This window comes from Cohnella sp. OV330 (assembly GCF_900112065.1).
Lineage (GTDB): Bacteria > Bacillota > Bacilli > Paenibacillales > Paenibacillaceae > Cohnella.
Genome location: NZ_FOKE01000006.1, coordinates 56118 through 82999, shown reverse-complemented (window position 1 = coordinate 82999; position 26882 = coordinate 56118). Strand labels below are relative to the sequence as shown.

25 protein-coding genes are annotated in these 26882 nt (G+C 60.0%); 6 read left to right on the top strand and 19 right to left on the bottom strand.

What is annotated here, in order from left to right:
- Window positions 1-14 precede the first annotated feature (14 nt).
- The 7 genes from alaS to cymR form a co-directional block, all read right to left on the bottom strand.
- Window positions 15-2660: an alanine--tRNA ligase gene (gene alaS, locus BM235_RS15565; RefSeq protein ID WP_090114833.1), complete on the bottom strand. Its 2646-nt coding sequence runs from the start codon at window positions 2658-2660 to the stop codon at window positions 15-17.
- Between the two features lie 18 nt (window positions 2661-2678).
- Window positions 2679-3014 (bottom strand): hypothetical protein, encoded by a 336-nt coding sequence (locus tag BM235_RS15560; RefSeq protein WP_090114831.1) that lies wholly within the window; start codon window positions 3012-3014, stop codon window positions 2679-2681.
- A 71-nt stretch (window positions 3015-3085) separates the two neighbouring features.
- Window positions 3086-4156 carry an AI-2E family transporter gene (locus BM235_RS15555; RefSeq protein ID WP_090114829.1) on the bottom strand — a complete coding sequence of 357 codons (1071 nt, stop codon included), beginning with the start codon at window positions 4154-4156 and terminating at the stop codon, window positions 3086-3088.
- Between the two features lie 182 nt (window positions 4157-4338).
- A complete protein-coding gene (locus tag BM235_RS15550; RefSeq protein ID WP_090114827.1) occupies window positions 4339-4545 on the bottom strand; it encodes a hypothetical protein in 207 nt (68 codons plus the stop codon).
- 6 nt (window positions 4546-4551) lie between these two features.
- Window positions 4552-5088 carry a PRC-barrel domain-containing protein gene (locus BM235_RS15545; protein WP_090114825.1) on the bottom strand — a complete coding sequence of 179 codons (537 nt, stop codon included), beginning with the start codon at window positions 5086-5088 and terminating at the stop codon, window positions 4552-4554.
- A 30-nt stretch (window positions 5089-5118) separates the two neighbouring features.
- Entirely contained in the window at window positions 5119-6282 is a 1164-nt protein-coding gene (locus BM235_RS15540; RefSeq protein ID WP_090115435.1) for a cysteine desulfurase family protein, read from the bottom strand.
- 18 nt (window positions 6283-6300) lie between these two features.
- The gene (gene cymR / locus BM235_RS15535; protein WP_090114823.1) at window positions 6301-6720 is read right to left on the bottom strand and encodes a cysteine metabolism transcriptional regulator CymR; all 420 of its coding nucleotides are present in this window, start codon (window positions 6718-6720) and stop codon (window positions 6301-6303) included.
- 300 nt (window positions 6721-7020) lie between these two features.
- On the opposite strand from cymR, the gene mnmA reads away from it, so the two are divergent.
- Window positions 7021-8151: a tRNA 2-thiouridine(34) synthase MnmA gene (gene mnmA / locus BM235_RS15530; RefSeq protein WP_090114822.1), complete on the top strand. Its 1131-nt coding sequence runs from the start codon at window positions 7021-7023 to the stop codon at window positions 8149-8151.
- Window positions 8152-8333: 182 nt separating this feature from the next.
- On the opposite strand, the gene BM235_RS15525 is transcribed toward mnmA, so the two are convergent.
- Window positions 8334-8531 carry a cold shock domain-containing protein gene (locus BM235_RS15525; RefSeq protein WP_090114820.1) on the bottom strand — a complete coding sequence of 66 codons (198 nt, stop codon included), beginning with the start codon at window positions 8529-8531 and terminating at the stop codon, window positions 8334-8336.
- A gap of 104 nt (window positions 8532-8635) precedes the next feature.
- Window positions 8636-9361 (bottom strand): class I SAM-dependent methyltransferase, encoded by a 726-nt coding sequence (locus BM235_RS15520; protein ID WP_090114818.1) that lies wholly within the window; start codon window positions 9359-9361, stop codon window positions 8636-8638.
- A gap of 235 nt (window positions 9362-9596) precedes the next feature.
- Between BM235_RS15520 and BM235_RS15515 the strand changes: the two genes are divergently transcribed.
- From BM235_RS15515 to BM235_RS15500, 4 genes are all read left to right on the top strand, one after another.
- Window positions 9597-9830: a hypothetical protein gene (locus tag BM235_RS15515; RefSeq protein WP_090114816.1), complete on the top strand. Its 234-nt coding sequence runs from the start codon at window positions 9597-9599 to the stop codon at window positions 9828-9830.
- Window positions 9831-9873: 43 nt separating this feature from the next.
- On the top strand, window positions 9874-10056 hold the full coding sequence (locus tag BM235_RS15510; protein ID WP_090114814.1) for a hypothetical protein: 183 nt from the start codon (window positions 9874-9876) through the stop codon (window positions 10054-10056).
- A 245-nt stretch (window positions 10057-10301) separates the two neighbouring features.
- Complete coding sequence (gene pepF / locus BM235_RS15505) at window positions 10302-12098, top strand: oligoendopeptidase F (RefSeq protein ID WP_090115434.1); 1797 nt, start codon at window positions 10302-10304, stop codon at window positions 12096-12098.
- Window positions 12099-12235: 137 nt separating this feature from the next.
- A complete protein-coding gene (locus BM235_RS15500) occupies window positions 12236-13366 on the top strand; it encodes an HD domain-containing phosphohydrolase (protein WP_090114812.1) in 1131 nt (376 codons plus the stop codon).
- Window positions 13367-13404: 38 nt separating this feature from the next.
- On the opposite strand, the gene BM235_RS15495 is transcribed toward BM235_RS15500, so the two are convergent.
- From BM235_RS15495 to BM235_RS15450, 10 genes are all read right to left on the bottom strand, one after another.
- On the bottom strand, window positions 13405-13923 hold the full coding sequence (locus BM235_RS15495) for a DNA-deoxyinosine glycosylase (RefSeq protein WP_090114810.1): 519 nt from the start codon (window positions 13921-13923) through the stop codon (window positions 13405-13407).
- A gap of 96 nt (window positions 13924-14019) precedes the next feature.
- Window positions 14020-14850 (bottom strand): carbohydrate ABC transporter permease, encoded by an 831-nt coding sequence (locus BM235_RS15490; RefSeq protein WP_090114808.1) that lies wholly within the window; start codon window positions 14848-14850, stop codon window positions 14020-14022.
- Window positions 14850-15731, bottom strand: coding sequence for a carbohydrate ABC transporter permease (locus BM235_RS15485; RefSeq protein WP_090114806.1), 882 nt, complete (start codon window positions 15729-15731; stop codon window positions 14850-14852). Before BM235_RS15485 ends, BM235_RS15490 begins: the two co-directional genes overlap by 1 nt.
- Window positions 15732-15821: 90 nt before the next feature.
- A complete protein-coding gene (locus BM235_RS15480; protein ID WP_090114804.1) occupies window positions 15822-17249 on the bottom strand; it encodes an extracellular solute-binding protein in 1428 nt (475 codons plus the stop codon).
- Window positions 17250-17453: 204 nt separating this feature from the next.
- The gene (locus tag BM235_RS15475) at window positions 17454-18092 is read right to left on the bottom strand and encodes a fumarylacetoacetate hydrolase family protein (protein WP_090114802.1); all 639 of its coding nucleotides are present in this window, start codon (window positions 18090-18092) and stop codon (window positions 17454-17456) included.
- Window positions 18093-18104: 12 nt separating this feature from the next.
- On the bottom strand, window positions 18105-18851 hold the full coding sequence (locus tag BM235_RS15470; RefSeq protein WP_090114798.1) for a glycerophosphodiester phosphodiesterase: 747 nt from the start codon (window positions 18849-18851) through the stop codon (window positions 18105-18107).
- A 28-nt stretch (window positions 18852-18879) separates the two neighbouring features.
- Window positions 18880-20247, bottom strand: coding sequence for a CapA family protein (locus BM235_RS15465; protein ID WP_090114796.1), 1368 nt, complete (start codon window positions 20245-20247; stop codon window positions 18880-18882).
- Between the two features lie 155 nt (window positions 20248-20402).
- A complete protein-coding gene (gene nagZ / locus BM235_RS15460; RefSeq protein WP_090114794.1) occupies window positions 20403-21998 on the bottom strand; it encodes a beta-N-acetylhexosaminidase in 1596 nt (531 codons plus the stop codon).
- Between the two features lie 28 nt (window positions 21999-22026).
- The gene (locus BM235_RS15455; protein WP_090114792.1) at window positions 22027-23652 is read right to left on the bottom strand and encodes a response regulator; all 1626 of its coding nucleotides are present in this window, start codon (window positions 23650-23652) and stop codon (window positions 22027-22029) included.
- Window positions 23624-25507, bottom strand: a complete 1884-nt coding sequence (locus BM235_RS15450; RefSeq protein WP_090114790.1) for a cache domain-containing sensor histidine kinase — start codon at window positions 25505-25507, stop codon at window positions 23624-23626. The genes BM235_RS15455 and BM235_RS15450 overlap by 29 nt, the downstream gene beginning before the upstream one ends.
- A gap of 354 nt (window positions 25508-25861) precedes the next feature.
- On the opposite strand from BM235_RS15450, the gene BM235_RS15445 reads away from it, so the two are divergent.
- Window positions 25862-26791, top strand: a complete 930-nt coding sequence (locus BM235_RS15445; RefSeq protein ID WP_090114787.1) for a transposase — start codon at window positions 25862-25864, stop codon at window positions 26789-26791.
- The last annotated feature ends 91 nt before the right edge of the window (window positions 26792-26882 follow it).

Sequence of the window (26882 nt, the reverse complement as noted above, 5' to 3'; positions counted from 1 at the left end):
CCGCCGAATTCCCGTTAGGCCTCGGCGCCTGCGGCCGCCACCAAGCTTTCGGCCGCGCGCAGCGCCTCGCCGAGCTTGGCAGGGTCCTTGCCCCCGGCTTGCGCGAGCTCCGGCTTGCCGCCGCCGCCGCCGCCGCAGATGGCGGCCAGCTCCTTGATCAGCTTGCCCGCGTGCAGGCCGCGCTTCACGAGCGTCGGCGATACGGAGACGACGAGGCTCACCTTGTCGTCGTGCACCGCGCCCAGCACGAGCACGGCCTCCGGCAGCTTCGCCTTCAGCTCGTCGGCGACGCCGCGCAGCGCGTCCATGCCGCCGACGTTCACCTGGGCGGCGAGTAGCGTCAGGCCGCCCACTTCCTTGGCGCCGCCGAGCAGCCCGGCGGCCTCGAGCCGGCCAAGCCGGCCTTGCAGCGACTCCACCTCGCGCTGCGTCTGGCGCAGCTCGCCTTGAAGCGCCTCGACGCGGCGCGGCACCTCGGCCACGCCCGTCTTGAGCAGCGCGGCGGCGCCCTTCAGCAGGCCGATCTGCTCGTCCATGAACCCGTAGGCGTGGCGTCCGGTGACAGCCTCGATCCGGCGGACGCCGGATCCGATGCCGCTTTCCGCCACGAGGCGGAACAGGCCGATCTGCGCCGTGTTCGACACGTGGCAGCCGCCGCACAGCTCGAGGCTGTAGTCGCCGACGCGCACGACGCGCACGATGTCCCCGTATTTCTCGCCGAACAGCGCCATCGCGCCGAGCGTCTTCGCTTCGTCGATCGGCTTCAGGCTGATGTCGACGTCGGTGCCGAGCCAGATTTGCTCGTTGACCCTGCGTTCGACGTCCGCCAGCTCGGCTTCCGTGATCGCGCCGAAGTGCGAGAAGTCGAAGCGCAGCCGGCCGGGCTCGACCAGAGAGCCCGCTTGGTTGACGTGCTCGCCGAGCACTTGCTTCAGCGCCTTGTGCAGCAAGTGCGTGGCCGTGTGATTGCGGACGATGTCGGCGCGGTCTACCGCGTCTACGCTCGCCGTCACTTTGTCGCCGACCTTCAGGGTGCCCGAAGTGACCGTCACTTGATGCAACGGCTGGCCGTGCGGCGCCTTGCTCATGCCGGAGACGGCCGCAACCAGGCCGTTCTCGCCGACCAGCATCCCGCTGTCGCTCACCTGGCCGCCGCTCTCGGCGTAAAAGGGCGTCCGGTCGAGGATGACCGATACCGTCTCGTCGGCGCCGGCTGCGTCGACGAACCGGTCGCCGGACACGATCGCGGCGACGGTCGCGCCGAGGGTCAACGTGCCGTAGCCGTCGAACTCGCTCTTGACCGTATAGTCGGCGAGCGGACCGCCTTGCACCTTCATGCTCTCCGTCTCCTGACGGGCCGCGCGCGCCCGCTGGCGCTGCTCCTCCATCGAAGCGTCGAAGCCTTCGCGGTCGACCGTCATGCCTTGCTCCGCGGCATAATCCTCGGTCAGGTCGAACGGGAAGCCGTACGTGTCGTACAGCTTGAACGCGTCCGCGCCCGCGATCGTCTTTTCGCCTGCCGCGGTAGCCTTCGCGCACAGGTCCGCCAGCAGGGACAGCCCCTCGCTCAGCGTCTCGTGGAAGCGCTCCTCTTCGGTACGGATGACGCGCTCGATGAACTCGGCCTTCTCCACGACTGCAGGGTAGTATCCGCCCATGATCTCGCCGACCGTCGGCACGAGCTCCCACAGGAACGGACGGTCCACGCCGATGACCTTGCCGTAGCGGACCGCGCGGCGCAGCAGGCGGCGGATGATGTAGCCGCGGCCTTCGTTCGACGGCATGACGCCGTCGCCTACTGCGAAGGCGACCGTGCGGATGTGGTCCGCGATGACCTTGAGGGCCACGTCATGGTCGGGATTCGCCTTGTACGAGACGCCGGCGATCACAGCCGCCCGCGAGATGATCGGCTGGAACAGGTCGGTGTCGAAGTTCGAATCGACGTCCTGCACGATCGAAGCGAAGCGCTCGAGACCCGCGCCCGTATCGATGTTCTTGTTCGGCAGCGGCGTGTAGCTGCCGTCCTTGTTGTGATTGAATTGCGAGAAGACGAGGTTCCACACCTCGAGGAAGCGCTCGTTTTCGCCGCCCGGATAGCATTCCGGATCGGACAGGTCGCCGTACGCGTCGCCGCGGTCGTAGAAGATCTCGGTGCAAGGTCCGCAAGGGCCTTCGCCGATGTCCCAGAAGTTGTCCGTCAGCTTGACGATGCGCTCGGCCGGAATGCCGATCTTTTCGTTCCAGAATTTGAACGCTTCCTCGTCCTCCGGATGCACGGTGACGGACAGGCGATCAGGCGCGAAGCCGATCCATTCCGGGCCGGTCAGAAATTCCCAAGCCCAAGTGATCGCTTCTTCCTTGAAATAGTCGCCGATCGAAAAGTTGCCCAGCATTTCGAAAAACGTATGGTGGCGGCGCGTCTTGCCGACGTTCTCGATGTCGTTCGTGCGGATGCACTTCTGGGAGTTCGCGATGCGCGGGTTTTCCGGCTTTTCGCGGCCGTCGAAGTAAGCCTTCAGCGGCGCCATGCCGGCATTGATCCACAGAAGCGAGGGATCGTTGTGAGGGACGAGCGATGCGCTAGGCTCGACGCGATGTCCTTTGGAAGCGAAGAAACGAAGCCATCTGTCGCGGATTTCGGCGGCTTTTAACGGTTGCATAATGAGGTTCCTCCCTTGTCATTGCGGCTCTTCGGCCAGTTCTTTACCGGTAAAAAAATAAAAAACGCCCCTGAAATTCAGGGACGAATCGATCGCGGTACCACCCTGGTTATTCCGCCTGACGCCGGCAAGCAGCCGTGCAGATTGGCGCGGAATCGCCTTATTCAGGCTGTAACGGGCCTGCCCGTCGGATTGGGTCCGAAGCTCGGAAGCCGGCTTCCCCCGCCCTTCGCACGAAGACGCTCGCAGCCTGGCCGGATACCGCTTGTCCGCATAGCCGAAGGGCTCGGGGGCGATCTGGCAAGGCGTCTTCTCTCTGCACTGCGGACTCTCGGGGTACTCTTGCTTCTTCAACGCTCGATGACTATGTCTTACTCACGCTTTTCATGCGACGTTACCATTATAGAATTGCGCTTTCGGCGGTGTCAAACGGTTTTTCGCCGGATATAGTACGCGAACAGATGCTGGACGACGACGCGCAGCGCCGCATAGAAGGGCACCGCCAGCAGCAGCCCGACGACGCCGGCCAGCTCGCCGCCGATCAGCAGGACGAAAATGATCGTGAGCGGATGCATTTTCATCGACCGGCCTACGACCTGCGGACTGATGACGTTGCTCTCGAGCGTCTGGCACAGCGTATTCACGATGACGACGAACAGCGCCATTTTCCACGAGATCGTGCTCGCCATGATGAGTGCGGGCAGCGCGCCGAGGAACGGCCCGAGATACGGGATGATATCGAACAGCGCGACGAATGCGGCCATGAGCAGCGGGTACGGCATGCCGATGATCAGATAGCCGATATATGCGGCGAGCCCGATGCACATCGACACGATGAACTGTCCGCGGATGTAGCTGCCCAGCGCCATGTCGATCTCCTTGAACAGCCGGATCGTGCCCTGCCTTCTGGCGCGAGGCAAATACTTCAGCACGGCCCGCTCGAAGACGTCCATATCCTTCAAAATATAAAATACGAGGAAAGGAACGATCATGAGGAGAAAGATGACGTTGACGACGGCGCCGATATTGTTCAAAAAATCGGAGATGCGCATCGAGACCTGCTTTTCCAGCCCGAATACGGCCCGGTTGATGCCGCTTCTCACCGTATCCGGCAGCGAGTCGTTCTTGTTGAAGCTGTCCACCAGGCTCTGCGCCCGCAACGTCAGTTCCGGCATATGCTCGTTCAGCTCCCGCACCTGCGCGGCGAACATCGGTGCCACGTTCACGAGCACGACGACGCTGCTGCAGACGAACACGGCGTAGATCAGCAGCACGGCCGCGGTCCGCGGCATTCTCCGGTGGTGCAGCATGGCGACGATCGGATTGAGCACGTACGCGATGATCATCGCAATGAGAAAAGGCGCGGACACGGCCTTCGCGAAGCGCCAAACCGACAACAGCATCGGTCTGACAAGCGTCGCCAGATACAGCGCGAGCAGCGCCAGCACGATATAGACGAGTACGGCCAGCAGGCGGCTTTGCGACAGCCGGTTCATCTTTTCACCCCCCGACCGTTCTTGTCCGGTCCACCCTCCAGTATATGTACAACCGCGCCTGCATAAACCTGTATCGAAGGACGAACTCCGGTTATCCGGCCATACAAAAAAGCCCCTGCGCTCGATGAGGAGCGCTGGGGCCGTCAGGGGGTGATGATAATCCGATCGCCCGGAATGAATCGTCACATGCCGCCTGCGTGAATATGCGGGGGTATCGGCTCTCCGAAAAACAGATCGTCGAGCGAGCTCAGCGTGCCGTCCTCCTCGACTTGATAAACGGACATCTTGTCTCCGTTCACCGTCAATTCGATAAAGCAGCTCCAGCAGTAAAACTGATGCGATCCGATCTTGCCGATATCTTTGGAATTGCAGTTCGGGCATCTCATCATCGGTTATCACCTTTCACTTTCCGCGTTAGGGTCTCTATCCATAATTCGCTCATATGATGCGGGTACGAGGATCGCATCCTCGCCCAATGTCAAGTCCTTGGGACCGTCCGGCAGGTACATGCGCCGCCGTCCTTCGAACACGTCCGCGAGTAATCCGTCCGTCAACTCATAGCCTGCTATTTGTGTACCCGCGGTCTTGCGAAAATAAACATCGGAGATGCGGCCGAGTTCCTGGCCCTCCAACGTATAGACGGGAAGTTCTCGCATTCGGATCAATCCCGTGTGAAACGTCCGCTGCAGGCTCTTGCGAGGCAGGCTGCGAATCGCGTCCTTGTCCTTGACGACCAAGGCGTCTTCGCCGCTCGTAAGAACGTCCGTCCACTTCGCGACGCGGACTTTGCGCCGGAGCCCGAACCCGCCGTCCAGGACGACGTACTCGGCCTCCCAAAACTCGTCGAATCCGATGTCCAGCACGCGGCCTACGCGCTTGCCGTTCGGGAGCAGCACCGGCAATCCGATCATCTGCTGCAGGCTACGATTCATATCAACCTCGCATGTATAGGCGGCTGCCTGTTATCTCTTACGCAAGCGGGCGACAATGGTTGCAACAATTTCAGCCGTTTTGTCCGCTTGAGAGATAGTATTGCCCATTCCGAAGCTAAATCTTACCGAATTTTTGCAAAATTGAGGCGACAGTCCCATCGCGGTCAGCACGTGCGACGGCTGCAGCGAACCGGACGTACATGCCGATCCGCCGGATGCGGCAATCCCCTGCAAATCTAAATTCATCAACAAGGACTCATTAGAAATGCCCTCGATGCCGATATTCAAAATATGAGGCAGCCGCCCTGACGGGTCGGGATCGCCGTTCAAGGTCACTGCATCGGGTCCGAGCCGTTCGCGCAAGCCTGTCAGCAGCGCATCGCGAACGGACTCTGCATGCGCGCGCCGCGCGTCTATCGTATGCGTTACGAGCGATGCGGCGGCGCCGAATGCGGCAATTCCAGCCACGTTTTCCGTGCCTGCGCGCCTGCGGCGCTCCTGGGATCCGCCGTACAGCAGCGGCTGCCATGGGGTGCCCGTACGCACATATAGCGCGCCTACGCCCTGCGGTCCGCCGATCTTGTGAGCGGACAGGCTGAGCAGGTCGACAGGCAGCTTGCCGACATCGATAGGCGCGTAGCCCAGCGCTTGAACGGCGTCGACGTGCATGACGGCGCCGTGGCGGCGGGCCAGCTCGCCGATGTCCGCGATCGGCTGCAGGGTGCCGGTCTCGTTGTTCCCGTACATGACGCTGACGACCGCGGCCGTATCGTCGATCGCGGCTTCGGCGTCACTTAAAGAGACGCGTCCGAGGCGATCGACCGGCAGCACGATAAGCGCGAAGCCTTCGTCGGCCAGCCGCTCGGCGGCGTGCAGCACCGCGTGATGCTCGACGGCCGTCGTCACGATGCCGGTCCGCCGCGGATCCTTGGCGCGCTGCGCCCGGGCCGCTCCGAACAGCGCGGCATTGTCGCTCTCGGTGCCGCCGCCGGTGAACGTCAGCTCGTCCGGCCGGCAGCCGATCGCGCCGGACAGCGCGTCGCGAGCTTCGGTCACGCGGCTGCGGGCGCCGCGGCCGAACGCGTGGAGGCTCGACGGGTTGCCGGGGACATCGCCGGCCGCCGACACGTAGGCGGCGAGCGCTTCGGGGAGCATCGGCGCCGTCGCGGCGTAATCCATATAAATGCGATTCATATCCATCACCGGCTACATCTAAATGTAGAACATATAACTGTCCGGCTTGCCCTCATCTTTGAAATTGATGAGATCCGACAGCGTCGTGGAGTCCAGCACGCTCGCGATGCTGTCGCGGATGCGCAGCCACAGGTCGCGCTTGGCGGCGTCGTCCTCTTCGGTAAAGTCGACCGGGCTGATCGGCCCTTCGAGAATGCGAATAATGTCCCCCGCGGTGATACCTTCCGGATCCTTCGAGAGAATATAGCCGCCGTAAGCCCCGCGAATGCTCTTCACCAATCCCGCGTTGCGCAGCGGAGCGATCAGTTGCTCCAGGTAATGCTCGGACAATCCGTTTTTTTCGGCGATGCTTTTCAGGGAGATCGGGCCCTCGCCGAACTTGGAGGCCAGTTCCATCATAATCGTCAGTCCGTAACGGCCCTTCGTCGAAATCTTCAAATCGGCACCTCGTTCCACGCAGACAGCGGCGCAGTCGTCTTTTATATTGATAGATCAGTATCATGGATGCAAAAAAAAGGGAGTATCCCAATATCACATCTATGTTATCACATCATCCATCGTTGTGGTCAAAAAATCGGTGACATATTCATGTAATTTAGAATGCGCCTACTTTCGACCGAATCTCCCTTGCCCGCTCGCGGCGCCGCTCCCCGTTCGGCGCATGCCGCGAACTTGTGCTACAATGGGGAATGCCGGTTCGGCCCTATCCCATTCGCTTGCGCAGGAGTGATTATTATAATGAAAGATTTAAGGTTTGCCAACCCCGCGGACACCCGGGTCGTCGTCGGCATGTCCGGCGGCGTGGACTCTTCGGTCACGGCGCTGCTGCTCAAGGAGCAAGGCTTCGACGTGATCGGGGTGTTCATGAAAAACTGGGACGATACCGACGAGTCCGGCGTATGTACCGCCGACCTGGACGCCGAAGACGTGCGCCGCGTCTGCGATCAGATCGGAATTCCCTACTACACCGTCAATTTCGAAGAAGAATACAAGGATAAAGTATTCGCCTACTTCCTCGACGAGTATCGCAGAGGCCGCACGCCGAATCCCGACGTGATGTGCAACCGGGAGATCAAGTTCGGCGAGTTCCTGCAGAAGGCGCTCGACCTTGGCGCGGACGTCATCGCCACGGGCCACTACGCCCGCGTCGCGTTCGAGGACGGCGAATACAAGCTGCTTCGCGGCGTCGACGCCAACAAGGACCAGACGTACTTCCTCCATGCGCTCGACCAGGACCAGCTTTCACGCGCGATGTTCCCGATCGGCCACCTGCCCAAGCCCGAAGTAAGGCGCATCGCCGAAGCCGCGGGCCTCGCGACCGCCAAGAAAAAGGACAGCACGGGCGTCTGCTTCATCGGGGAACGAAACTTCAAGGAATTTTTAAGCCAGTACCTCCCCGCCCGTCCCGGCGACATGATCGACGCGGCTACCGGCGAAGTCAAGGGCCGCCACGACGGCTTGATGTACTACACGCTGGGACAACGCCAAGGTCTCGGCATCGGCGGATCCGGCACAGGCGAGCCCTGGTTCGTCGCCGACAAAGACTTGGAGCGCAACGTGCTGTACGTCGTCCAGGGCGAACGCGATCCGATCTTGTACTCCCAAGGCTTGACCGCAGGTCAGGTCAACTGGATCGCTCCCGCCAAGCTCGAAGCGCCGTTGCGCTGCACCGCCAAGTTCCGGTACCGTCAGCCGGATCAGGGCGTGACGTTGACGCCGCAAGCGGACGGAACGATCGAGGTCGCCTTCGACGCGCCGCAGAAGGCGATCACGCCCGGCCAAGCCGTCGTCTTCTACGACGGAGAGACTTGCCTTGGCGGCGGCACGATCGAACGCGTGCACAAGGCGGCGCTGTCCGAGCGAAGCTAAGATTCGTCATCGCTTGCGCGATATCATGGGAAAACCCCGGCTGCCTTGTCTTAATAGACGAGGCAGCCGGGGTTTTGGTTTTGCGATAATGGAGCGATACGCGCAAAAAAAGAGCCTCCGGCATCGGCCGGAGGCTCTTCGATACGCTGTCGTGCTATAATGAGCGGCCGCGCGGGCGGTGCTTACAGCTTAACGACGTTGGATGCTTGCGGTCCGCGGTTGCCGTCGGTGATCTCGAATTCTACCGCTTGGCCTTCGTCCAAAGTCTTGAACCCGTCGCCTTGGATAGCGGAGAAATGAACGAATACGTCGTTGCCGTCTTCGACCGAGATGAAGCCGTAGCCCTTCTCTGCGTTAAACCACTTAACTGTTCCTCTCAAATGAAAAACCTCCTAAAATCTCGCCGTAAATCGGCGAATGTCATTATTATATCCGAATCTTTGTCAAGACGCAATATGTGAATTTTGTGTCTCATTTTGTCTTATTATCGAACCGCGGTTGCGATCGCCTTTTTGCGGAGCGCCAGCACGCGGCTCTCGCGCGGCACGAACGGCAGGCCGCAAGGGATGAACGACGCTTCGGCCTCCGCCTCCAGCGCGCGGAGCAAGCGGTCCAGGTAAGGTACCGGCTCCCAGGCCAGCGTGACGAGCGGATAGATTCGGACTTCGCCGCCCGGCCTGGTCGCGCGCAGCAGCTCTCGGAGCGCCTCTTCGTGGAACCGTTCGCCGAATTGATCCGCATACAAAAATAAAAAATGGCTGCATACGACAAGCGAAAAGGTATCGTCCTTGAATGGCAATCGCGGCAAAGACGCGGCCAGGTACTTCTCTCCCCCCGCCTCCGATTGAAAATGGGCGGCGAACGAAGCGAGCGACGCCTCGCGAATGCGCCTGTGGCGCTCCGGCGATCCGTAATAGCTCCAGTCGTATACGTGCGACATGGCGGCGATCTTGGCGGAGGACGTATCGATCTCCTTCGCCGCCGCGGCGACGATCGCTTGCCGGTCTCCCGCGTAAAAAGGATCCGCCGCGTAAGCGTCGATCCCTTGCGCGCAAAGGTGCGCCGTGAACGAAGATGCGCCACCCGCCACGTCCAATACTTTTTCTCCTGGCAGCTTGTCGGCCTCGATCCCGAACATCCGCTCGTATTCCTCGTACGAACGGCAAGTCGAAGCGACCCCCGTCTGGGGGTATGCAGGCTTTTTTTCCATTTGTCGCTAGTCTCCTCTCGTCTCTTCAAGCTCGTCTCGTCTCTGCTTAGGCCCCTGTGGGTTATTCCTACTTTGCCACCTCGCCCGGCGACTGTCAATCCCTTCCTTGCTGCTCGTTTTTCCCGTCGGGCCGCGGGTCGACATTGATTTCTGCCTTCATCTCTTCTATAGTCATGAATAACGGCTTCGCCGTATCAGAATCGGCGCATATGCTGCCGCACGGGAGGCGTTAACCATGTTCGCCAAGCACGTCATTTACAAAAACGACCACTACAACATGCTGACCGTGGAGGTCCAGGGCAAGACGCTCGTCGTACGCCAGATTTCGGACCAGTGGGGCGAGGAATGCCACAAGTTTCTTAGCCGCCCCGAGATGATGCATTGGGCCGAGAGGCACCTAGTCGCGGAGGACTTCCCTGGCGGAGAGCAGCAGCTGGCCGAAGTGATGAACAGCCTGCGCAACGTCTAGCGCCGGCAAGCGCCGGCCGTCGGGAAAGGAGGACGCGACCTATATGGACTACAGCGCCACGCTGATTTACGCCATCGCGGCATTCGGGCTCGCAGCCGTGCTCATCTGGCAGCGCGACCACGTGCCGGCCAAGCTCCGCAGAGGTCTCGCGACCGTATCGCTGTTGCTCGTGGCGTTCGCATTTTTTCTGATCGTTTACGCCTTTTTCTCGGCAGGCAGCGCCTGAAGCCAGCCTAATGAAGCGCGCGGGGACAGGATATACTATCTCGGATTGCCATTCGTTGCTAAACGGAGGTCCGTCCGATGAGAATATCCGCGAAGCCGCTGGCCGCGCTGCTCTCGGCTGCGATGCTGTCCGCGGCATGCGCGCAGGCGCAGCCCGAAGAAGCCGCCGCGCAAGGCGGCAGCAAGACGACGATCGCGCAGGCGTACGCCCGCGACGAATCCAACGTACCGAGGAGGCTAACCAAGATGAACGAAGTGCTCAAACGCGGCGAAGTGCCCGCCGAACATCGCTGGCACCTGGAGGACATTTACCCGGACCAGGCAGCCTGGGACCGCGAATACGCGCAAGTGCGCGCGCAGATCGGCGAGATCGCTTCCTTCCAAGGCAAATTGAAGGACGCTGCCGCGATCTCCGCCTGCTTCGCCAAGGACGACGAGCTGTCGCTTCTCACGGAACGCCTCTACGTCTACGCGAACATGCGGAGCCATGAGGACATGGCCGACTCGAAGTATCAAGCGCTTTCCGAGAAAGCCAAAAAGCTGAGCGTCGAGGCCGGCGAAGCGACCTCCTATATTACGCCGGAAATTTTGAGCCTTTCCGAGGAGACGCTCGAGGGCATCGTCGCGGATCCTTCGCTCAAGCCTACATACCGGCGCACGCTCGAGGAGATGCTGCGGCGCAAGCCTCATACGCTATCCAAGAGCGAGGAGTCGCTGCTCGCCCAGGTCGGCAACCTGTCCCAGGCGCCGACCACGATTTTCGGCATGCTGAACAATGCGGACATGAAGTTTCCGAAGGTGAAAAACGAAAAAGGCGAGGAAGTCGAACTGACGCACGGCCGGTACATCCAGTTCCTCGAAAGCCGCGATCGCGGCGTGCGCGAGGCGGCCTTCAAGGCGGTGTACGACACGTACGGCAAATGGCGCAACACGCTCGCCGCGACGCTGAACGCGAACGTGACCAAAAACCTGTTTTACGCGCATGCCCGCCATTATCCGTCCGCCCTCGAGATGTCTCTCTTCGGCGACAACATCCCGGTGAGCGTCTACGACAACCTCATCTCGACGATTCACGAGCATCTGCCCCTCATGCACCGCTACATGGCGCTGCGCAAAAAGCTGCTCAAGGTCGACGAGCTTCATATGTACGATCTGTTCGCGCCGCTAGTCGACGAGTTCGATATGGATATCGGCTACGCGGACGCCAAGAAAACCGTGTACGACAGCCTGAAGCCGCTCGGCGACGACTATCGCAAGGTGCTGCAGGAAGGCTTCGACAAAGGCTGGATCGACGTCTACGAAAACGAGGGCAAACGCAGCGGCGCGTACAGCTGGGGCGCCTACGGCACGCATCCGTACGTGCTGCTCAACCACAAGGACAATCTGAACAGCATGTTCACGCTCGCGCACGAGATGGGACACGCGCTGCATTCGTACTACTCCGACGAGAGCAACGAATATCGCGACGCGCAGTATACGATCTTCCTCGCGGAAGTCGCCTCTACGCTGAACGAAGCGCTGCTTATGGATTACCTGCTGGACAAATCGAAGGACCCGAAGGAAAAAATGTACCTGCTCACGTACTATGCGGATCAGTTCCGCACGACGGTGTTCCGCCAGACGATGTTCGCCGAGTTCGAGAAGATCGTTCACGCCAAGGCCGAGAGCGGCGAGTCCCTGACGCCCGAAGAGCTGTCGGCGATCTACTACGACCTGAACGTCAAGTACTACGGCACCGATATGGTCGTGGACAAGGACATCGAGATGGAATGGGCGCGCATCCCCCACTTCTATACGAGCTTCTACGTATACAAGTATGCGACGGGCTTCTCGGCGGCGACCAGCTTCGCCAAGCAGATTCTGAGCGAGGGCCAGCCCGCGGTCGACCGTTATCTCGGCTTCCTGAAGAGCGGCGGCAACGACTACTCGATCAACATCCTCAAAAAAGCCGGCGTGGACATGTCGACGCCGGCCCCGATCGAGCAGGCGCTCAGCGTGTTCGAAGGATTGATCGAGCAAATGGAGCAATTAACTGAGAAATAAGACCTAAACTGCATGAGCCTTTGGAACGCCCGCCGATCGCGGGTGTTCTTTTTTATACTATCGAACCAAAACTCGGCAGGAATCGAGCCCTATCGACACGAATAGATACACGGAATGTTGACGGGGAGAGGGATAGGATGCTGCGGAAGGACTTGTCGTCCGAACAATTGCTGACCATTATATTCGAATATATGGCCAAGATCTCCAGCGAATCCAAGCTGGACAAGGTGCTCGTGCTGATGGCCAATATGGGCCGCGAGATGATCGTGGCCGATCGCTGCACCGTCTGGCTCATCGACGAAGCAAGCGGCGAACTGTACACGACGGTCGCCCACGGCGTCAAGGAAATCCGGATCCCGATCGGATCGGGCCTCGTCGGTCACGCCATCGCGACCGGCGAGCCGGTCGTCATCGAGGACGCCCGCCACGATCCGCGTCACAACGCGGAAAACGACCGCAAGACGGGCTACCAGACCAAATCGATCATCACGATTCCGTTCAGGAACAACGACGGCGAGACGATCGGCGCCTATCAGGCGATCAATAAGATGACCGAAGCGGGCAAATTCACGGACTACGACATGAACCTGCTGTCGCTCGCCGCCTCCTACGCCGGCAAATCGCTGGAGTCGGTCATGCTGCACCAAGAGATCGCGGACACGCAGCGCGAGATCATCTCCACGATGGGCGAGATCGGCGAGATCCGGTCCAAGGAGACTGGCAACCACGTTCGGCGCGTCGCCGAGTATTCGTACGTGCTGGCGAAGGCGTACGGGCTGTCCGATCGCGAGGCCGAGACGCTGCGCGACGTGTCGCCGATGCACGATATCGGCAAGGTGGCTATTCCCGACGCCGTGCTGAACAAGCCGGGCAAGCTGACCGACGAGGAATACGATATCATCAAGTCGCACACCCGGATCGGCCACCAACTCCTCAAGGGCTCGCGCCGCGAGCTGCTCGCCGCTGCCGCGATCATCGCGGAGCAGCATCACGAGAAGTGGGACGGCAGCGGCTACCCCAACGGGCTCTCCGGCGAGGACATCCATATTTTCGGGCGGATCACCGCCGTTGCCGACGTGTTCGACGCGCTTAGCGCAGAGCGCGTTTATAAGGCCGCCTGGCCGCTCGACCGCATCGAGAAGCTATTCCGGGAGGAACGGGGAAGGCACTTCGATCCCGCCGTCGTGGACGTCTTTTTCGACAAGCTCGGCGAGCTGGTCGATATCCGCGACCGATTGAACGACGGAATGAACGAAGAAACCGGGTAGTCAGTTCGGCAACTGCCTCCTCACGCATCCCACCGCGGCTAAACGAACGGCGCCAGCGCCTCGAGCCAAGCCGCCGCCTTCTCCTCGAGTCCCTTGTGCTGCCGTGTCGGGATCGGACTCGTCGACGGCAGCTTCAGCACGACGCGCCGCCGCACCTCCGAATTCTGGCCATGGTGCCTGGCAAGCGTCTCGAACGATTTCCCTCCGTTGCACACGATGACCTCGATGTTCGGATACGCCTGCAGCAAGCCGGGAATATCCGTAGGCTCGGCCTCTTTTATATCGGCATCCAGACTCCCCTCCCGCTCGCAGACCGCGATCGTATCCCAAAGCGCGCAGCCGTGCGCCAACGCAAAACGAAGCCGATCCTCATAAGACTCGTCAGGCGCGCCTGCGCCGTGCAGTCTGTAGAGGATCGGCCAAAAGTGGTTCCGGGCATGCCCGTAATAACGGCTCGCGGCTAGCGATGCAGTCCCCGGCATGCTGCCCAGAAAAAGAATCCGCGAATGCGCGTCAACGACCGGCGGCAAGGCATAAACCTTGTTTGGCGTCGTCATGTCGGCTCACCTCCGTCCCACCATTTTGTCATAGCGGAGCGCCGGAAGGCAAATCGGACGAGCTTATAAAAGAATCGAATCCAGACGATTCAGGCTTCAGCCCTTGACGCTGCCCGCGGTCAGGCCTTCGATAATCTGCCGCTGCAGGAACGAATACAGGAGCAACACCGGCAGTACGCTGAACACGATGCCCGTGCAGACGAGCGCATAGTTGGTTTGAAAAGCGTCGCGGAAACCGACCATGCCCGTCGGCAGCGTGCGGAGCGCATCGCGGCTGATGAAGAAGTTGGCGAGCAGGTACTCGTTCCAGTTGCCCAGGAAGTTCACGATGAACACGGTGACGAGCGCCGGAATCGTAAGCGGCAGGATGATCTTCCAGAACATGCGGATCGCGCCCATGCCGTCGATCGTCGCGGCCTCCTCGAGCTCGTGCGGGATGTTGTGCATGAAGGCGACGAGCAGCAGTACGCTGAACGGCAGCGCGCCAGCCGTGTAGGGCAGGAACAGCGCCCAGTGCGTATCGAGGATGTGAAGATCCCGGACCAGGAAATATTGCGCGATAAACAGCACGTTGCCGGGAATCAGCATGCCGACGAGCACGAGCTGATAGATCCATTTGCTGATCCGCGTCAGCTTCATGCGCGCCATGGCGAACGCCGTGGCGGCGGCCATGAGGACGCCCACGATGGCCGCGCTCGCGGCCAGGTACAAGCTGTTGAAAAAGTAAACACTGATCCTCGCCTTCACCCAGGCTTCCTTGTAGTTCTCGAAAACCCAGGTTTTCGGCAAGCCGAACGGGTGCAGCGCGATCTCCGTATTGTTCGCCTTGAGCGAGGAAAACAACACGAACAGGAACGGCACGAGAATGATGACGACGTAGATGATCATGAAGAAATGCGGAATGGATTTTTTGACGGCGACCGGCATCAGTACTCAATCCTTTCCTGTCTTCTCGCGATGAGCAGCTGATACAGCGCGGTGAGGATGAGCGCGATGACGAAAATAATGATGGAGAGCGCGGAGCCGTAGCCGTAATCGCCGTACTTGATCGCCTTGTTGACCATGTACGAGGCCATGACCTCGGTGCTGCCCGCGGGGCCGCCGCCGGTCATGACGAGGACGATGTCGACGACGCGGAGCGCGCCCGCGATCGACAGCATGATGACGACGTTGATGATCGGCCGGATTAGCGGAACGGTCAGGTACCAGGCGCGCTGGACGCCGGTCGCCCCGTCGATCATCGCGGCTTCGTCGATGTCTTTGGGGATGCCGAGGATTGCAGCCAGAATCAGTACGATATAGAAGCCCATCCACTGCCAGGCGTTCGTCAGCAGGATCGAGAACATCGCCCACTTGGGCTCGGCCAGCCAGTAGATCGGATCGATGCCGAATAGGTTCAAAAAGTTGTTGAGCAGTCCCACGTCCGGATCGTAAATATAGCCCCAAAGGATCCCGATGATCGAGGTCGATAGAATGGACGGCATAAACACGGTCGTCTTGTAAAAACCCTGGAATCTCTTGACGTTGCTGATCAGCAGCGAAAAAACGATAATGAGCGGCACTTGGATGCAGCAGGAAAACAGCAGGATAATCAGGTTGTTCCAGATCGAGCTGCGGAACTCGGCGTCTTTGAAGGCATTGACGAAGTTGTCCAAGCCGATGAACTGCCTGGCGTTCAGTCCGTCCCAGTCGGTGAAGCCGAAAACGAACGACGTAATCGTCGGATATATAAAGAACAGGAAATACATCGCTACCGTAGGCGCTACGAACAGCATGTAGACATAGGGATTTTTTAGCGTAGTTTTCATTCCGGACCCTCCCCAGCCGTCTTCAGTGGTATAGAGAAAGCGCCGCCTACGCTGGGCGGGCGGCGCTACTCGTTCGCTTCGGCCGGCGGCTTACTTCGCGGCGGCGTTTTCCGCGTCTTGCACTTTTTGGATGGCGTCGCCGACTTGCTGCGGCGTCGCCTTGCCCGCGATGAGCTTCTGCAGCTGCGTCTCGGTCTCGGTGTACACCTTGGATTGCACGACGGAGTCGAAGTGCGGGAACGTCTTGCCGGCGGATTTCAGCACGTCGAGCACTTGTTTGAGGAGCGGATCCGTCACTTGCGCGATGGACGCGTCGGACAGCTGCATCGAAGGCAGGACGCCGTCCTCGAGCAGGCCGCGAAGCTGCATTTCATCGGAGTACATGTTCTTGATGAACGCCTTGACGGCGGCCAGCTCGTTGTCGTTCAGGTCTGCGGAGAAGCCGTAGCCTTCGCCGTAGTTGGCGTTAACGGCCGTCTGGTCGCCCTTGCCGTTCGGAACGGCCGGGAGCGCTACATAAGCCACCTTGCCTGCGATCGCCGCGCCGACCGCGTCGTTCTTGAACGCGGAGTTGCGCCAGGAGCCGTCGAACATCATGCCGGCTTTGCCCGCGACGAAGTCGTTCAGCATGTCGCCGTATTCCTTGCCGAGCTCGCCTTTGGTGAAGTAACCCTTCTTTTCCCAGTCGGCGTACAGCTGGTAAGCGGCCACGGCGTCCGGGGAGTTCCATTTGGCTTCGCCGGATTTGAAGCCCGGAATGGCGGCTTCGCCCGCGACGCGGCCGATCAGCGTGTTCACGAGCATGTTGGGCACCCACGCGCCTTTGGAGCCGACGGCGAACGGCGTGATTTTGTTTTGCGCCAGCGTATCGGCCGCTTTGACGAGATCGTCCCACGTGGTCGGCGGATTCAGGTTATATTTCGAGAAAAGCTCGGTGTTGTAGAAAATGCCTTCGGTGTTGCCGCCGATCGGCAGGCCGTACACCTTGCCGTCCACGGAGAAGGAATCGAGGACGTTGAGGAACTTATCTTTAATGCCAAGTTCGTCGAGGATGGGGGTCAGATCGAGCAGACGGCCGGCTTTGGCGTACTTCTGCGCGTCGCCCGCGCCGCCGAACAGGGAGAATACTTTGGGCGGATTGCCTGCGGCCATCTCGGCCGGGAGCTTCGTGAAGCGGTTGACGCTGTCTTCGACGCCGTCGAGCTCGAACTTCAGGCCCGGCACTTCGCTTTCCGTCTTTTTGACGACGTCGTCGAGGATCGCTTTGCGGAACTTTTGCGGCTCGCCGATCTGAATGTGACGGAGGGAAACCGTGAAATTCTCGACCTTCGCCGGTTCGGAAGCGCTGGCGGACGGAGACGCGGAAGCGGATGCCGAAGCCGATGCGCTGGGGCTGGCGGATTCGCTAGCCGAAGGAGACGCGGCGCCGTTGTTGTTGTCGTTGTTACCGCCGCAGCCTGCCAGCACGGCTGACATGGCGACCGATGCGGCCAATACGGAAGTCAGTTTCTTTTTCACTCGTTGACCCTCCCAAGGTTTGGTTTGCTTTGACTTCTTCATTGTAGAATGAATCGGCCGGTATGTAAGGACGTCAAACCCCTAACCGGGGGATACAATCCTATAGTAGCCCTATGATAGCCAAAAGGACGCGTCCGGACGCGCCGGCATGCGGCCTTCGTCCGAAATCGCGTCCTTCTTAACCAAAGCTCGCTTGCAGTCCGGCTAGAAGCGCAACGTGCCCGTGCCGACCGCGTCGTCGCCCCAAAGGAGCTCGACTTCGTCGCCGTCGGATAGACGGCCTACGCCCGCCGGCGTCCCCGTGAAGAGCAAATCGCCCGGGCCGATTCCATACAGGCCGCCGACATGCGCGGTCAGCGCGGCGAGGTCGAACACCATGTCGTTCGCGTCGCCCCTTTGAACTTCCTTGCCGTTAAGCCGCATGGCGAAAGTCCGCCCCTGCTTTTCCGCTTCCGCCTCGTAGGAGAGCCAGCGTCCCAGCGGCGCCGAATGTCGGAATCCCTTGGCCGCGAGCCAAGGATATCCCTTCGCCTTCAAATCGTCCTGCACGTCGCGCAGCGTCAGGTCGAGGCCGACCGTGAAATGCGAATACAGTTCGTGCAGCGCGATGCCGGGCTCATAATGCCTGCCGGCGAGCCAGACGAGCTCGGCTTCATAATGAACCGCGCCGCGATCGCCGGGCAGTTGAACGGTCGATCCGTCAAGCCGCACGGCGGCATGCGAAGGCTTCGCGAACATCATCGGCGAATCGGGCACCGCGTTGCCGAGCTCTGCGGCGTGCAGGCGATAGTTGCGTCCGACGCAGTAAATATTGCGGCAATCGACCGTACTGGAAATCGTCATGCTGCTGTCTCCTTATCTAACGGCCGCCAGCCAGCGGTCCGGGTAATTCGTGCATAGCTGAAAAGATTGCGCATAAGTCGCCAGCTTGTTCAAGTCCCGCTGCTCGTTCACCGTCCAAGCCATGACCTCGACGCCGGCGGCTTCGGTCTGCGCGAGCAGCGCGACGTTTACGTATTTGTGGTTAAGCGATAGCACCTTGGCGCCCAGCGAATCGAGGACGGCGGCGATGTTGGACGGCCGCTTGTCCATGATGAGCCCGGTTCGCGTGCGCGGCGCATGGCGTCTCGCGGAGAGCAGAAGCGCATGATCGAAGGACGTCAAAATCGAATCCTCCTCGCGTCCCTGCGACTGCAGCAGTTCGCCCACCTTGCGCGCGAGCAGGTCCTTGTCCGGCTCCCCGTCCTTCAATTCAATGTTAAGCCTGCATCTGCCTCGCGTCAGCTCGAGTACTTGCGACAGAGACGGGATACCTTCGCCCGCATACATGCGGTGGAACCAGCTGCCGGCATCCAGCGCGGCGAGTTCGGCCGCGGTCTTGTCTCTTACCCTCGCCTTGACGCCTGTCGTTCGCTTGAGCGACGCGTCGTGAATCACGACGGGAACCTCGTCCTTCGACAGATGCACGTCCAGCTCGATCCGCTGGACCGCAGGCTCGCTGAGCGCCAGCCTGAACGCGGCCATCGTGTTCTCCGGGGCGGCGCCGGACCAGCCGCGATGCGCGACGCACGGGTGCAAGACTGCCTTTTCCGTCACATTCATGCGATTCGTCCTTTCTTTCGTGCTCCCTTTACTTAGCCGAAACGCGTCCCTTCGAATCGACGGTCGCGCCGTACGATACCTTGTTCAACCTGGCCAGCAGCGCTTGGGCTTGTTCAGGCTCCATCGGGCCGGGCTGCGAAGCCTTGGCGTACATCGGATCGAACTTCAGCCGGCACTTGCCGTCCGCCGTGCAAGTCGCGGTCAGCACGCCGGTATCCTGCGTCTTGGAGTACTCTTGCTTCGTGGTAAAAACGAAATTGCCCAAGCTGTAGGCGATCCACTTGCCTTTGTAAGCCTCAAAGCCCTGCAGCACATGGGGATGGCTGCCGACGATCAGGTCGGCGCCCGCGTCGATCAGCGTATGGCCCACGTTGAACTGCGCGTCCTTGGGGGTATCCGCGCGCTCGTTGCCCCAATGGACCATCACGACGACGATCTCCGCGAGCTCGCGCGCTTTCTTGACAGCCGCCACGGCACGGGTCGTATCGTAGGTCTCGGCGACGCCCGGATGATCGGGGCCCGCCTTCCACGAGCCATCCGGCACGACGTTGGAGACGCCGATATAGGCGACCGTGATGCCGTTATGTTCGATATAGACGGGTTCGAACGCTTCTTTGTCGTCCGCGCCCGAACCCATATGCTTGAGCTTGATGTCGTCGAGCGCGTCCATCGTGTCGCTCAGACCCTCCCAGCCCTGGTCGAGCGTATGGTTGTTGGCGAGGCTGACGACGTCCAGCCCGGCGTTTTTGAGTCCGGCCAAGTACTCCGGCTTGCCCTTGAACACGAATTGTTTGTTCTCGGCGGGCGTGCCGCGCGTCGTAATCGGCGCCTCCAGGTTGCCGGCCGCGATGTCGGCCGACTCTAACAACGGCTTCGCCAGCTTGAACGGATAGTCAACGCCGTATTGCTCGATCAGCTTGCCGACGGTCGACGCCGGCAAAATATCGCCGACGAAAGCAAGCGAGACGGATGCGCCCGATGGCGGCGAATCGCTCGGATCGTCAGCCGTTCCTGCGTCGGGCGTGGCTGTTGGCTCTTGGGCCGAAGGCGAAGGATCTGCAGGCAAGACTTCGTCTAACGGATCCCCAGCCCCGCCGTCATCGTCGTCCGGATCGGATGAAGGCGCGGCATCAGGCGTTTCGGCAGCTTGCGACGATTCGGCGGGCGAGGCCGTGGCGCCTTCCGGCCGCGAATCCGAGGTCGCCGAGGCGGATGATGATGCGGTAGCGACAGGCGGCGGCGACTGCGAGGCACCGCCGTCTCCGTTGCCCGCGACGAACGCTGCGTAAATGCCTACGGCCGCGATCAGCGCGACGGCAAGCACGGCGATGGAGACGATCGGCCAACGGCGTCTTCGCTTGGCTTTTTGCTTGGATTGAACGCGAGAATAAGGCATTCGGATAAGACCTCCGACGATTGCTTAATGCCCGTTATTATAACATAGAGTCGAACGCCGAGGCGAAGCCCCCTTCGGATGCCTGGTCGGTCGACGAAAAGAAGCCGCCTTCAGCGCTGACGCTGAACGGCGGCTATCCAAGACGATGCTATCGGTCAAATACAAGAATAATCGCCGATCGTCACCGGCAACCGGCCGACCGCAGGGAGTCTGCCGGACAATACGCCCGCTAAGGCGGACATCATCGCCGGCTTGTTCTCGTACGCGCAAATATAGACGGGAACCGCCGGAGCCTCTAGCAGATCGTACGGCGTGCGCAAGGACGCTAGGACGAACGTTCGGCCCGCCGTTTCGGCCGATTCGTGAAGCGCCCGAATGAGCGCCGACTGGCCCGGGGAGAAGCCCGCATCGTAGGAAGCGAAAACGATCCCTTCTGCGGACTCGGCTGCCGCCGCGACATCGGCCTTCTCTGCTTCCGTCGGCTCAAGACCGATCGCGAGCTCGGCGACGTTCAGCCCTTCCGCGTGAAGCGCCGCGCCGAGCGTCCAGCTCTGTTCGATCGCCTCGACGACCTCCGTGCTCGCGCGGGCTTCCGTCCAGACGACCAGCGTCCGGCCGTCGGCGCGAAGCGGCAGCCGCTCCCCGCCTTTCACGACCGTCACCGCTTGTTCGCTTACTCTGCGCGCCACCGCATATGCCTCCGCGACGTCCGGCGCAGGAGCCGCCGTCTTCGCGAACAGCCCGCGCTTCTCCTTCAGCGACCAGACGCGCCGGACGGCTTCGTCGATGCGGGACGCGGGGATTTCGCCCGCCAGCACGGCCTCGTACACCGCTTCGAGCGCCGCGATCTGCCGATCGAGCCGATGGCTTACGAGGATCAGGTCCGCGCCCCCTTTGACGGCCTCGACCGCCCCTCTTGCGACGCCGATCGTCTCCGAAATGGCGTTCATCTCCAGGCAGTCGGTAACGACGACGCCATCATAGCCGAGCCGCTCGCGCAGCAGGCCGGTCAGGATGCGCCTCGACAGCGTCGACGGTACCCCGTCGGGCTCATACGCCGGAAATACGACGTGCGCCGTCATGATCGCGTCGACGCCTGCTGCGATGGCAGCCCGGAAAGGCACGAGCTCCACCGCATCCAAGCGGTCGCTCCCGTGCGGCACGACCGGCAGCGCGTGATGCGAGTCGGCAGCCGTGTCCCCATGTCCGGGAAAATGCTTGGCGACGGCCGCGACGCCGGCCTCCCGATAGCCGCGAACGGTCGCCGTGCCGAGCTCGGCTACCTTTTGCGGCATCTCTCCGTAGGAGCGGACGCCGATGACGGGATTGCGCGGATTGTTGTTCACGTCCAGGCACGGCGCGAAGTTCATGTTGACGCCGAGCGCCCGCAGCTCCGCGCCGGACCGCATCGCGGCCTCGCGGGCCAACTCGGCGTCGCCGGCTGCGCCGATGGCCATCGCGCCGGGCATGACCGTCACGCCCTCTTCCAGGCGCACGACCATGCCGCCCTCCTGGTCGATCGACACCAGGAGCGGAACCGCAGCCCTCTCCTGGAGTGCCTTCGTCAGGCTAGCGACCTGAATGGCATCCTTCAAGTTACGCCTGAAATAAATGACGCCTCCGAGCCCGTAATCCTCGATCAACCGGCGAATGCCGTCGGCAGGCTGATGTCCGTCGAATCCGCACATGAACAGCTGGCCGACTTTGCTCTTGAGGTCCAGGTCGTCCGGACCGCGATTAAGATTCGTCATCACTTTTCTCCTTCGCTTTGCCGCGCGATTATCGTCCGGAATCGTTCTTGTCCTGCGCCAACGTCTTGCCTTGGGTTTGCTCCCTGTACTCCGAAGGCAGAAGCCCTGTATATTTGCTGAACACCCGGGTGAAATATCTTCGTTCGGCATAACCGACCATCAAGCCGATCGCCGTGATGCTCTTGTCGCTGATGGCGAGCATCGACTTCGCCATTTCCATCCGCTGCTTGGTGACGTACTCGACGAACGTCTCGCCGAAGTGCTGTTTGAACAAAAGGCTGAAATAGCTGCCGCTGATTCCCAAATAGTCGGCCATCGCATCGATGCTGAGATCGGAGGAGAGGTTGCGTTCGATAAAATCGCGCGCCGAAAGCATCAGGACGTCGCTCGTCTTCTTTTTCATCACGTTTTCGATCGAACGATCCACCAGCCGGTTGATGACGGCCAACGTCTCGCGGATGCCAGGGTTGCGGTCGAGCTGTTTCCAAAAAGCCGTTTCGTCCTCTCCCTGAATCACGTCCATCGCGCGCATTTCCCGAAGCAGGTGGAGACAGAGATAGTGCAGGATCGGTTGAACGCGCTCGTACGAAGCGTCCGGCAGTTGACGGAAGCTCTCGTTCAGCTCTCGCAGCGCGCCCTCCGTCTTCCGGCGGTCGCATCGCTTGAGACCCGTGACCATTTCCTCGATCCGGTCCCACAGGCGCTGGGAGTGCTCCGAATGCTCCTTCGTCCGCTCGGGCACGACGATCGCATCTTCTTTCCCTGCATTCAGGCTTAGCGAGCGCTGTAAATTTTTATATACGCGCGCCAGCTTCTCCAGCGATACCGGCGCCGGATGGAGCGCTACGCGAATCTGGATCTTGAGATATCGTTCGACGGCTTCCCGCAGTTGACGGCTCCAATCCTCGCACTGTCCCCTGTCGAACGTTTCGGCGGGCATGCGCTCGACCAGCACGCACCATTCCCCGCTCCTAACTTGCAAAACGGTGTACGGGATCTGCAGCGACGACAAATACTCCTGAAGCACGTTGTGCACGGCGAAGTTCCAGAGCTTGCGCTCCTTGTCGTCCCAATTGCGTTCCTTCTGCGAATAATCCGCCACGTCCACGAGCAGCATCGCGAACGACAAATCCCCGCCCGACAGTTCATGCTGCTTCAGGAAAGGCTTTGCCGAGCCGCCCCCTACTTCCATCAGCACGTCATAAAGCACCTTTTCGTAGGCCAGGTGAAACACCTGGTGCCACTCCCGCTGAATGCTTTGCTGCTCCGCCTTGCGTTCCCGGATGCCGTCCGCCAGCCTGCTGATCGTCTGACCCAGCTCGTCGTAGTCGAGCGGCTTCAAAATATAATCCTTGACCTCGTACCGAATGACGGAACGAACATAACTGAAGTCTTGGTAGCCCGTCATCATGATCACTTCGGCGTCGGACCCCATCTCGCGCAGCTCTTCCAGAAACTGAATGCCGTCCATAACCGGCATGCGGATGTCGCACAAGATCAACTCGGGCGAATGCTCGCGCGCGAGCGCAAGCGCCGCCTCGCCGTTTTTGGCCGTGCCCGCGACGTCGACGCAAAGCTCCTCCCAAGGAATGACGGCTTGAAGGTTTTTTAAAATGTTAATCTCGTCATCCACCAACAGCGCCTTTAATCTCACTTTCGCCGCCTCCCGTCTCGCTTGGTATGACGCACTTGATGATCGTTCCTTGCCCTGGCGCGCTGCACAGCATCAATCCATAGTTGGCGCCGTAATGAATGCGAAGCCGATCGGCGACATTTCCGACGCCCATCCCGCGCCTTTCGCCCGTCTCAGGCGATTCCCCGTACAACTGCTCGAGCGTCGTCACGCCGCTGGAGGCGAACAAGGCGAGCCGCTCGTCGGAGATGCCGATACCGTTGTCCTCCACGTAAAATACGATTTTTTCGTCTTCAAACGCCGCCGATACGCGAATCCTGCCCAAGTAATCGATGCCTTCGAAACCGTGCTGAATGCTGTTTTCGACGAGCGGCTGGAGCGTCAGCTTCAAAATCGAATGCGACATCAACGCCGGCGGGACTTCGATCGTATATTCGAACAGCTCTTCAAAACGGAACTTTTGAATCTCCAAGTAGCTGCGCAGATGCTCCAGCTCCTGCTCGATCGTGATTTCTTCCTTTTGCGTAATGCTGATACGGAAAATATTGCCTAGCCGCTGCACCATTTTGCTTACTTTTCGCCCTTCGTTCTGTACCGCCAAAATGTTGATCGATTCCAGCGCGTTAAACAGGAAGTGCGGCTTAATCTGCGCTTGGAGCAGCATCATCTCGGCCTTCCGCTTGCGCCGCTGCTCCATCGTCACGTCGCTCAGCAGCTCCGACACCCGCTCGACGAGACTGTTGAAGCCTTTGGCGAGGATAACCGTCTCGTCATTGCCCGTCACGGGCACCCGCGTCGTCAGATCGCCCCGCTCCACCTTCCGCATCGCGCCGACGACGCTCACGATGAAGCTGATGGTCCGGCGGACGAACATCAAGTTGAACACGAGCGCGCAGGCCAGGCAGCCGATCGTGATCATCACGACGTATCGGAGAATCGAAGCGAGATCCCCCGACAAATACCCCCAGTCCGTCACGGTGACCAGCGTCCAGTCCCCCGTGCCAAGGCGCTTGATGTCGCCTAGATTGTGGACGGAAACGAGGCTTTTCTCGCCGTCGAACTTCATTTTTTGGGTCTGGAAATTACGCGAGAGGTCCAGCTTGCCGTCCGGGTCGGTTTCCGCGAACGACTGGCCTTCCGTCTTCCCCGCGCTGTCGTACACGACGACGCCGCCTCTTCCGACGATAAGATAGCGCCTGTCGCCGTCCCCTTCCGTATTATAAAAATTAAACGTCCGCGCCAATTCGGTCATTCCGAAGCGCATGACGAGCACGCCTTTCGGCTGAAGCGTATCGATGTCGAGCAGCACCCGGATCTGCGTGAACAGGTTGTTCGCGCCCGTCAATCTCTCATCCTCGTTCGGACCGATCCATACCGGCGCGCCGTTTTTTTTCAGCACTTCAGGGTAGATCGGATTGCTCTCCAGCACGTCCCTCGGGATCGGCTCGTCGACGACGAACCGGAGATTCACGACTTTGCCGTCGATATGATACAGCGTTACCGACTTAATCCCGGGGTACGTGAGCAGCACCCGGCCGGTCAGCTTTTGTTTCTCGAGCAGCTCTTCGTAATCCCCGCTCTCGGTTTCCTTGGACTTTTCCTGTTTGCCCCCGGTACTCTGCACGCCCGCGCCGAGCGCCTGCTCCACGCTCTCCACGCTATCCTCCGTCGTCACCCAGAAGTCCGAGAAATAGTTCGCTTCCTTGATCATATTGTTCAGATTGCGGCCGATCGCGTTCATCGACAGCTCCATCTGATCCGAATACTTCTGCTCCGTAATATGCTGGAAGGTCAAATAAGAGATCGTGCCGAGCACGACGAGCGGCATGATGATAAAGAAAAAAAAGGCGGTAAACACGCGCTTGCCCAGACTCATCGGCCCCAGCCTTCCTCTATCCCCGCCATTTGGGGATGATTGTTCTTCTAACTGCCTGGTGTCATTATAGCAGGATGTAAGCGGGCCGTAGTCACATTATAGGGCGAGGCGGGGGCGTGCATAAGCAGGCATTCATATGGTCGAGGGATAAAATCGTCTACAAGCTGACGCGGGCGCTATACACCTCTTTTTTTGATTTCATGCCATTATCCCCGTCGCTCAGAAAAAGCGAGTTGCCGATTATTCGGATCGTATTTTTTAGCAGAAATTTGGAATCTTCCGATTTAAATAGGAACATACGTTTGGTATAATTTAATCTAACGAATTGAGTTTTATAAAAGGAGCGCCTGTGCCATGCTTGAAGCCCCGGTGACAAACGACGAGTTTCTTGCCGCATTCGGCACGGAGCAAGCTTGTATCTCGTCCTTGTTCGAGGCTCGCTGGCCAGGCGGGTTTCGCTGTCCGGCATGCGGCAGTGCCCGATATTATGAAGTATCGACGCGACGCTTACCTTTGTACGAATGCGCTTCATGCCGGCTCCAGACATCCCTGATCGTAGGAACGGTTATGGAAGGCAGCCGCACGTCCTTGACCCGATGGTTTCATGCAATCTATTTGTTATCCCGCACGGACGGCATCAGCGCTCTGCGGCTCAGCGAATTGATCCAGGTCACCTACAAAACCGCCTGGTTGATGGCTCATAAGATCAGGAGCGCCATGTCCGAAGCCGATGCCTCCGTCCTGTTAACCGGCGATGTCCGCATCGACCGCTGTTATTACGGCGACCCGACTTTCGACGACGCACGTCAGCCGTTGCTGATCGGCGCTTCGTTAAACGACGAAGCCCTGCCTGCCTTCATCAAGATCAAACAACCTGATCCAATCCACGTTTACGAAAATAAACGATTTATCAAGCCCGAAGGCGTCCAAGCTTTTCACGAAGCGCATACCGATTGTGCGTCTCTGCCCGAGATCTCCCGTTATCGCAAAAATCACCCTGCCCTAAGCTTGGTTGTTCGACAATTGAACGCTTGGCTCAACCTAACCTTCAACGGCATCGGCGCCAAGCATTTGCAAGGTTACTTGAACGAATTTACATATCGCCTCAATTGCGCCTATCGTGGCAGCTCGGCCTTTCACGCGACGGTCGATTGGTGCGCGAGCTCTCCTGTCGTTACCTATCCGCAACTCACCGCGTTTAAACCAAAGCTACAAGTGCCTTGGCTCTATTTCGGAAGCAAAGCCCGTTGGAGAGGTTCGCATTTGTCTCGTTGGGGGGCCTGATCGGGTGCTGATTATTGCCCCTTGATGATTCTTCATTCTTGCTTTTTCTTGTCCCTAACTGATTCATTTTCTATGGTGACTCTTTTTTCAT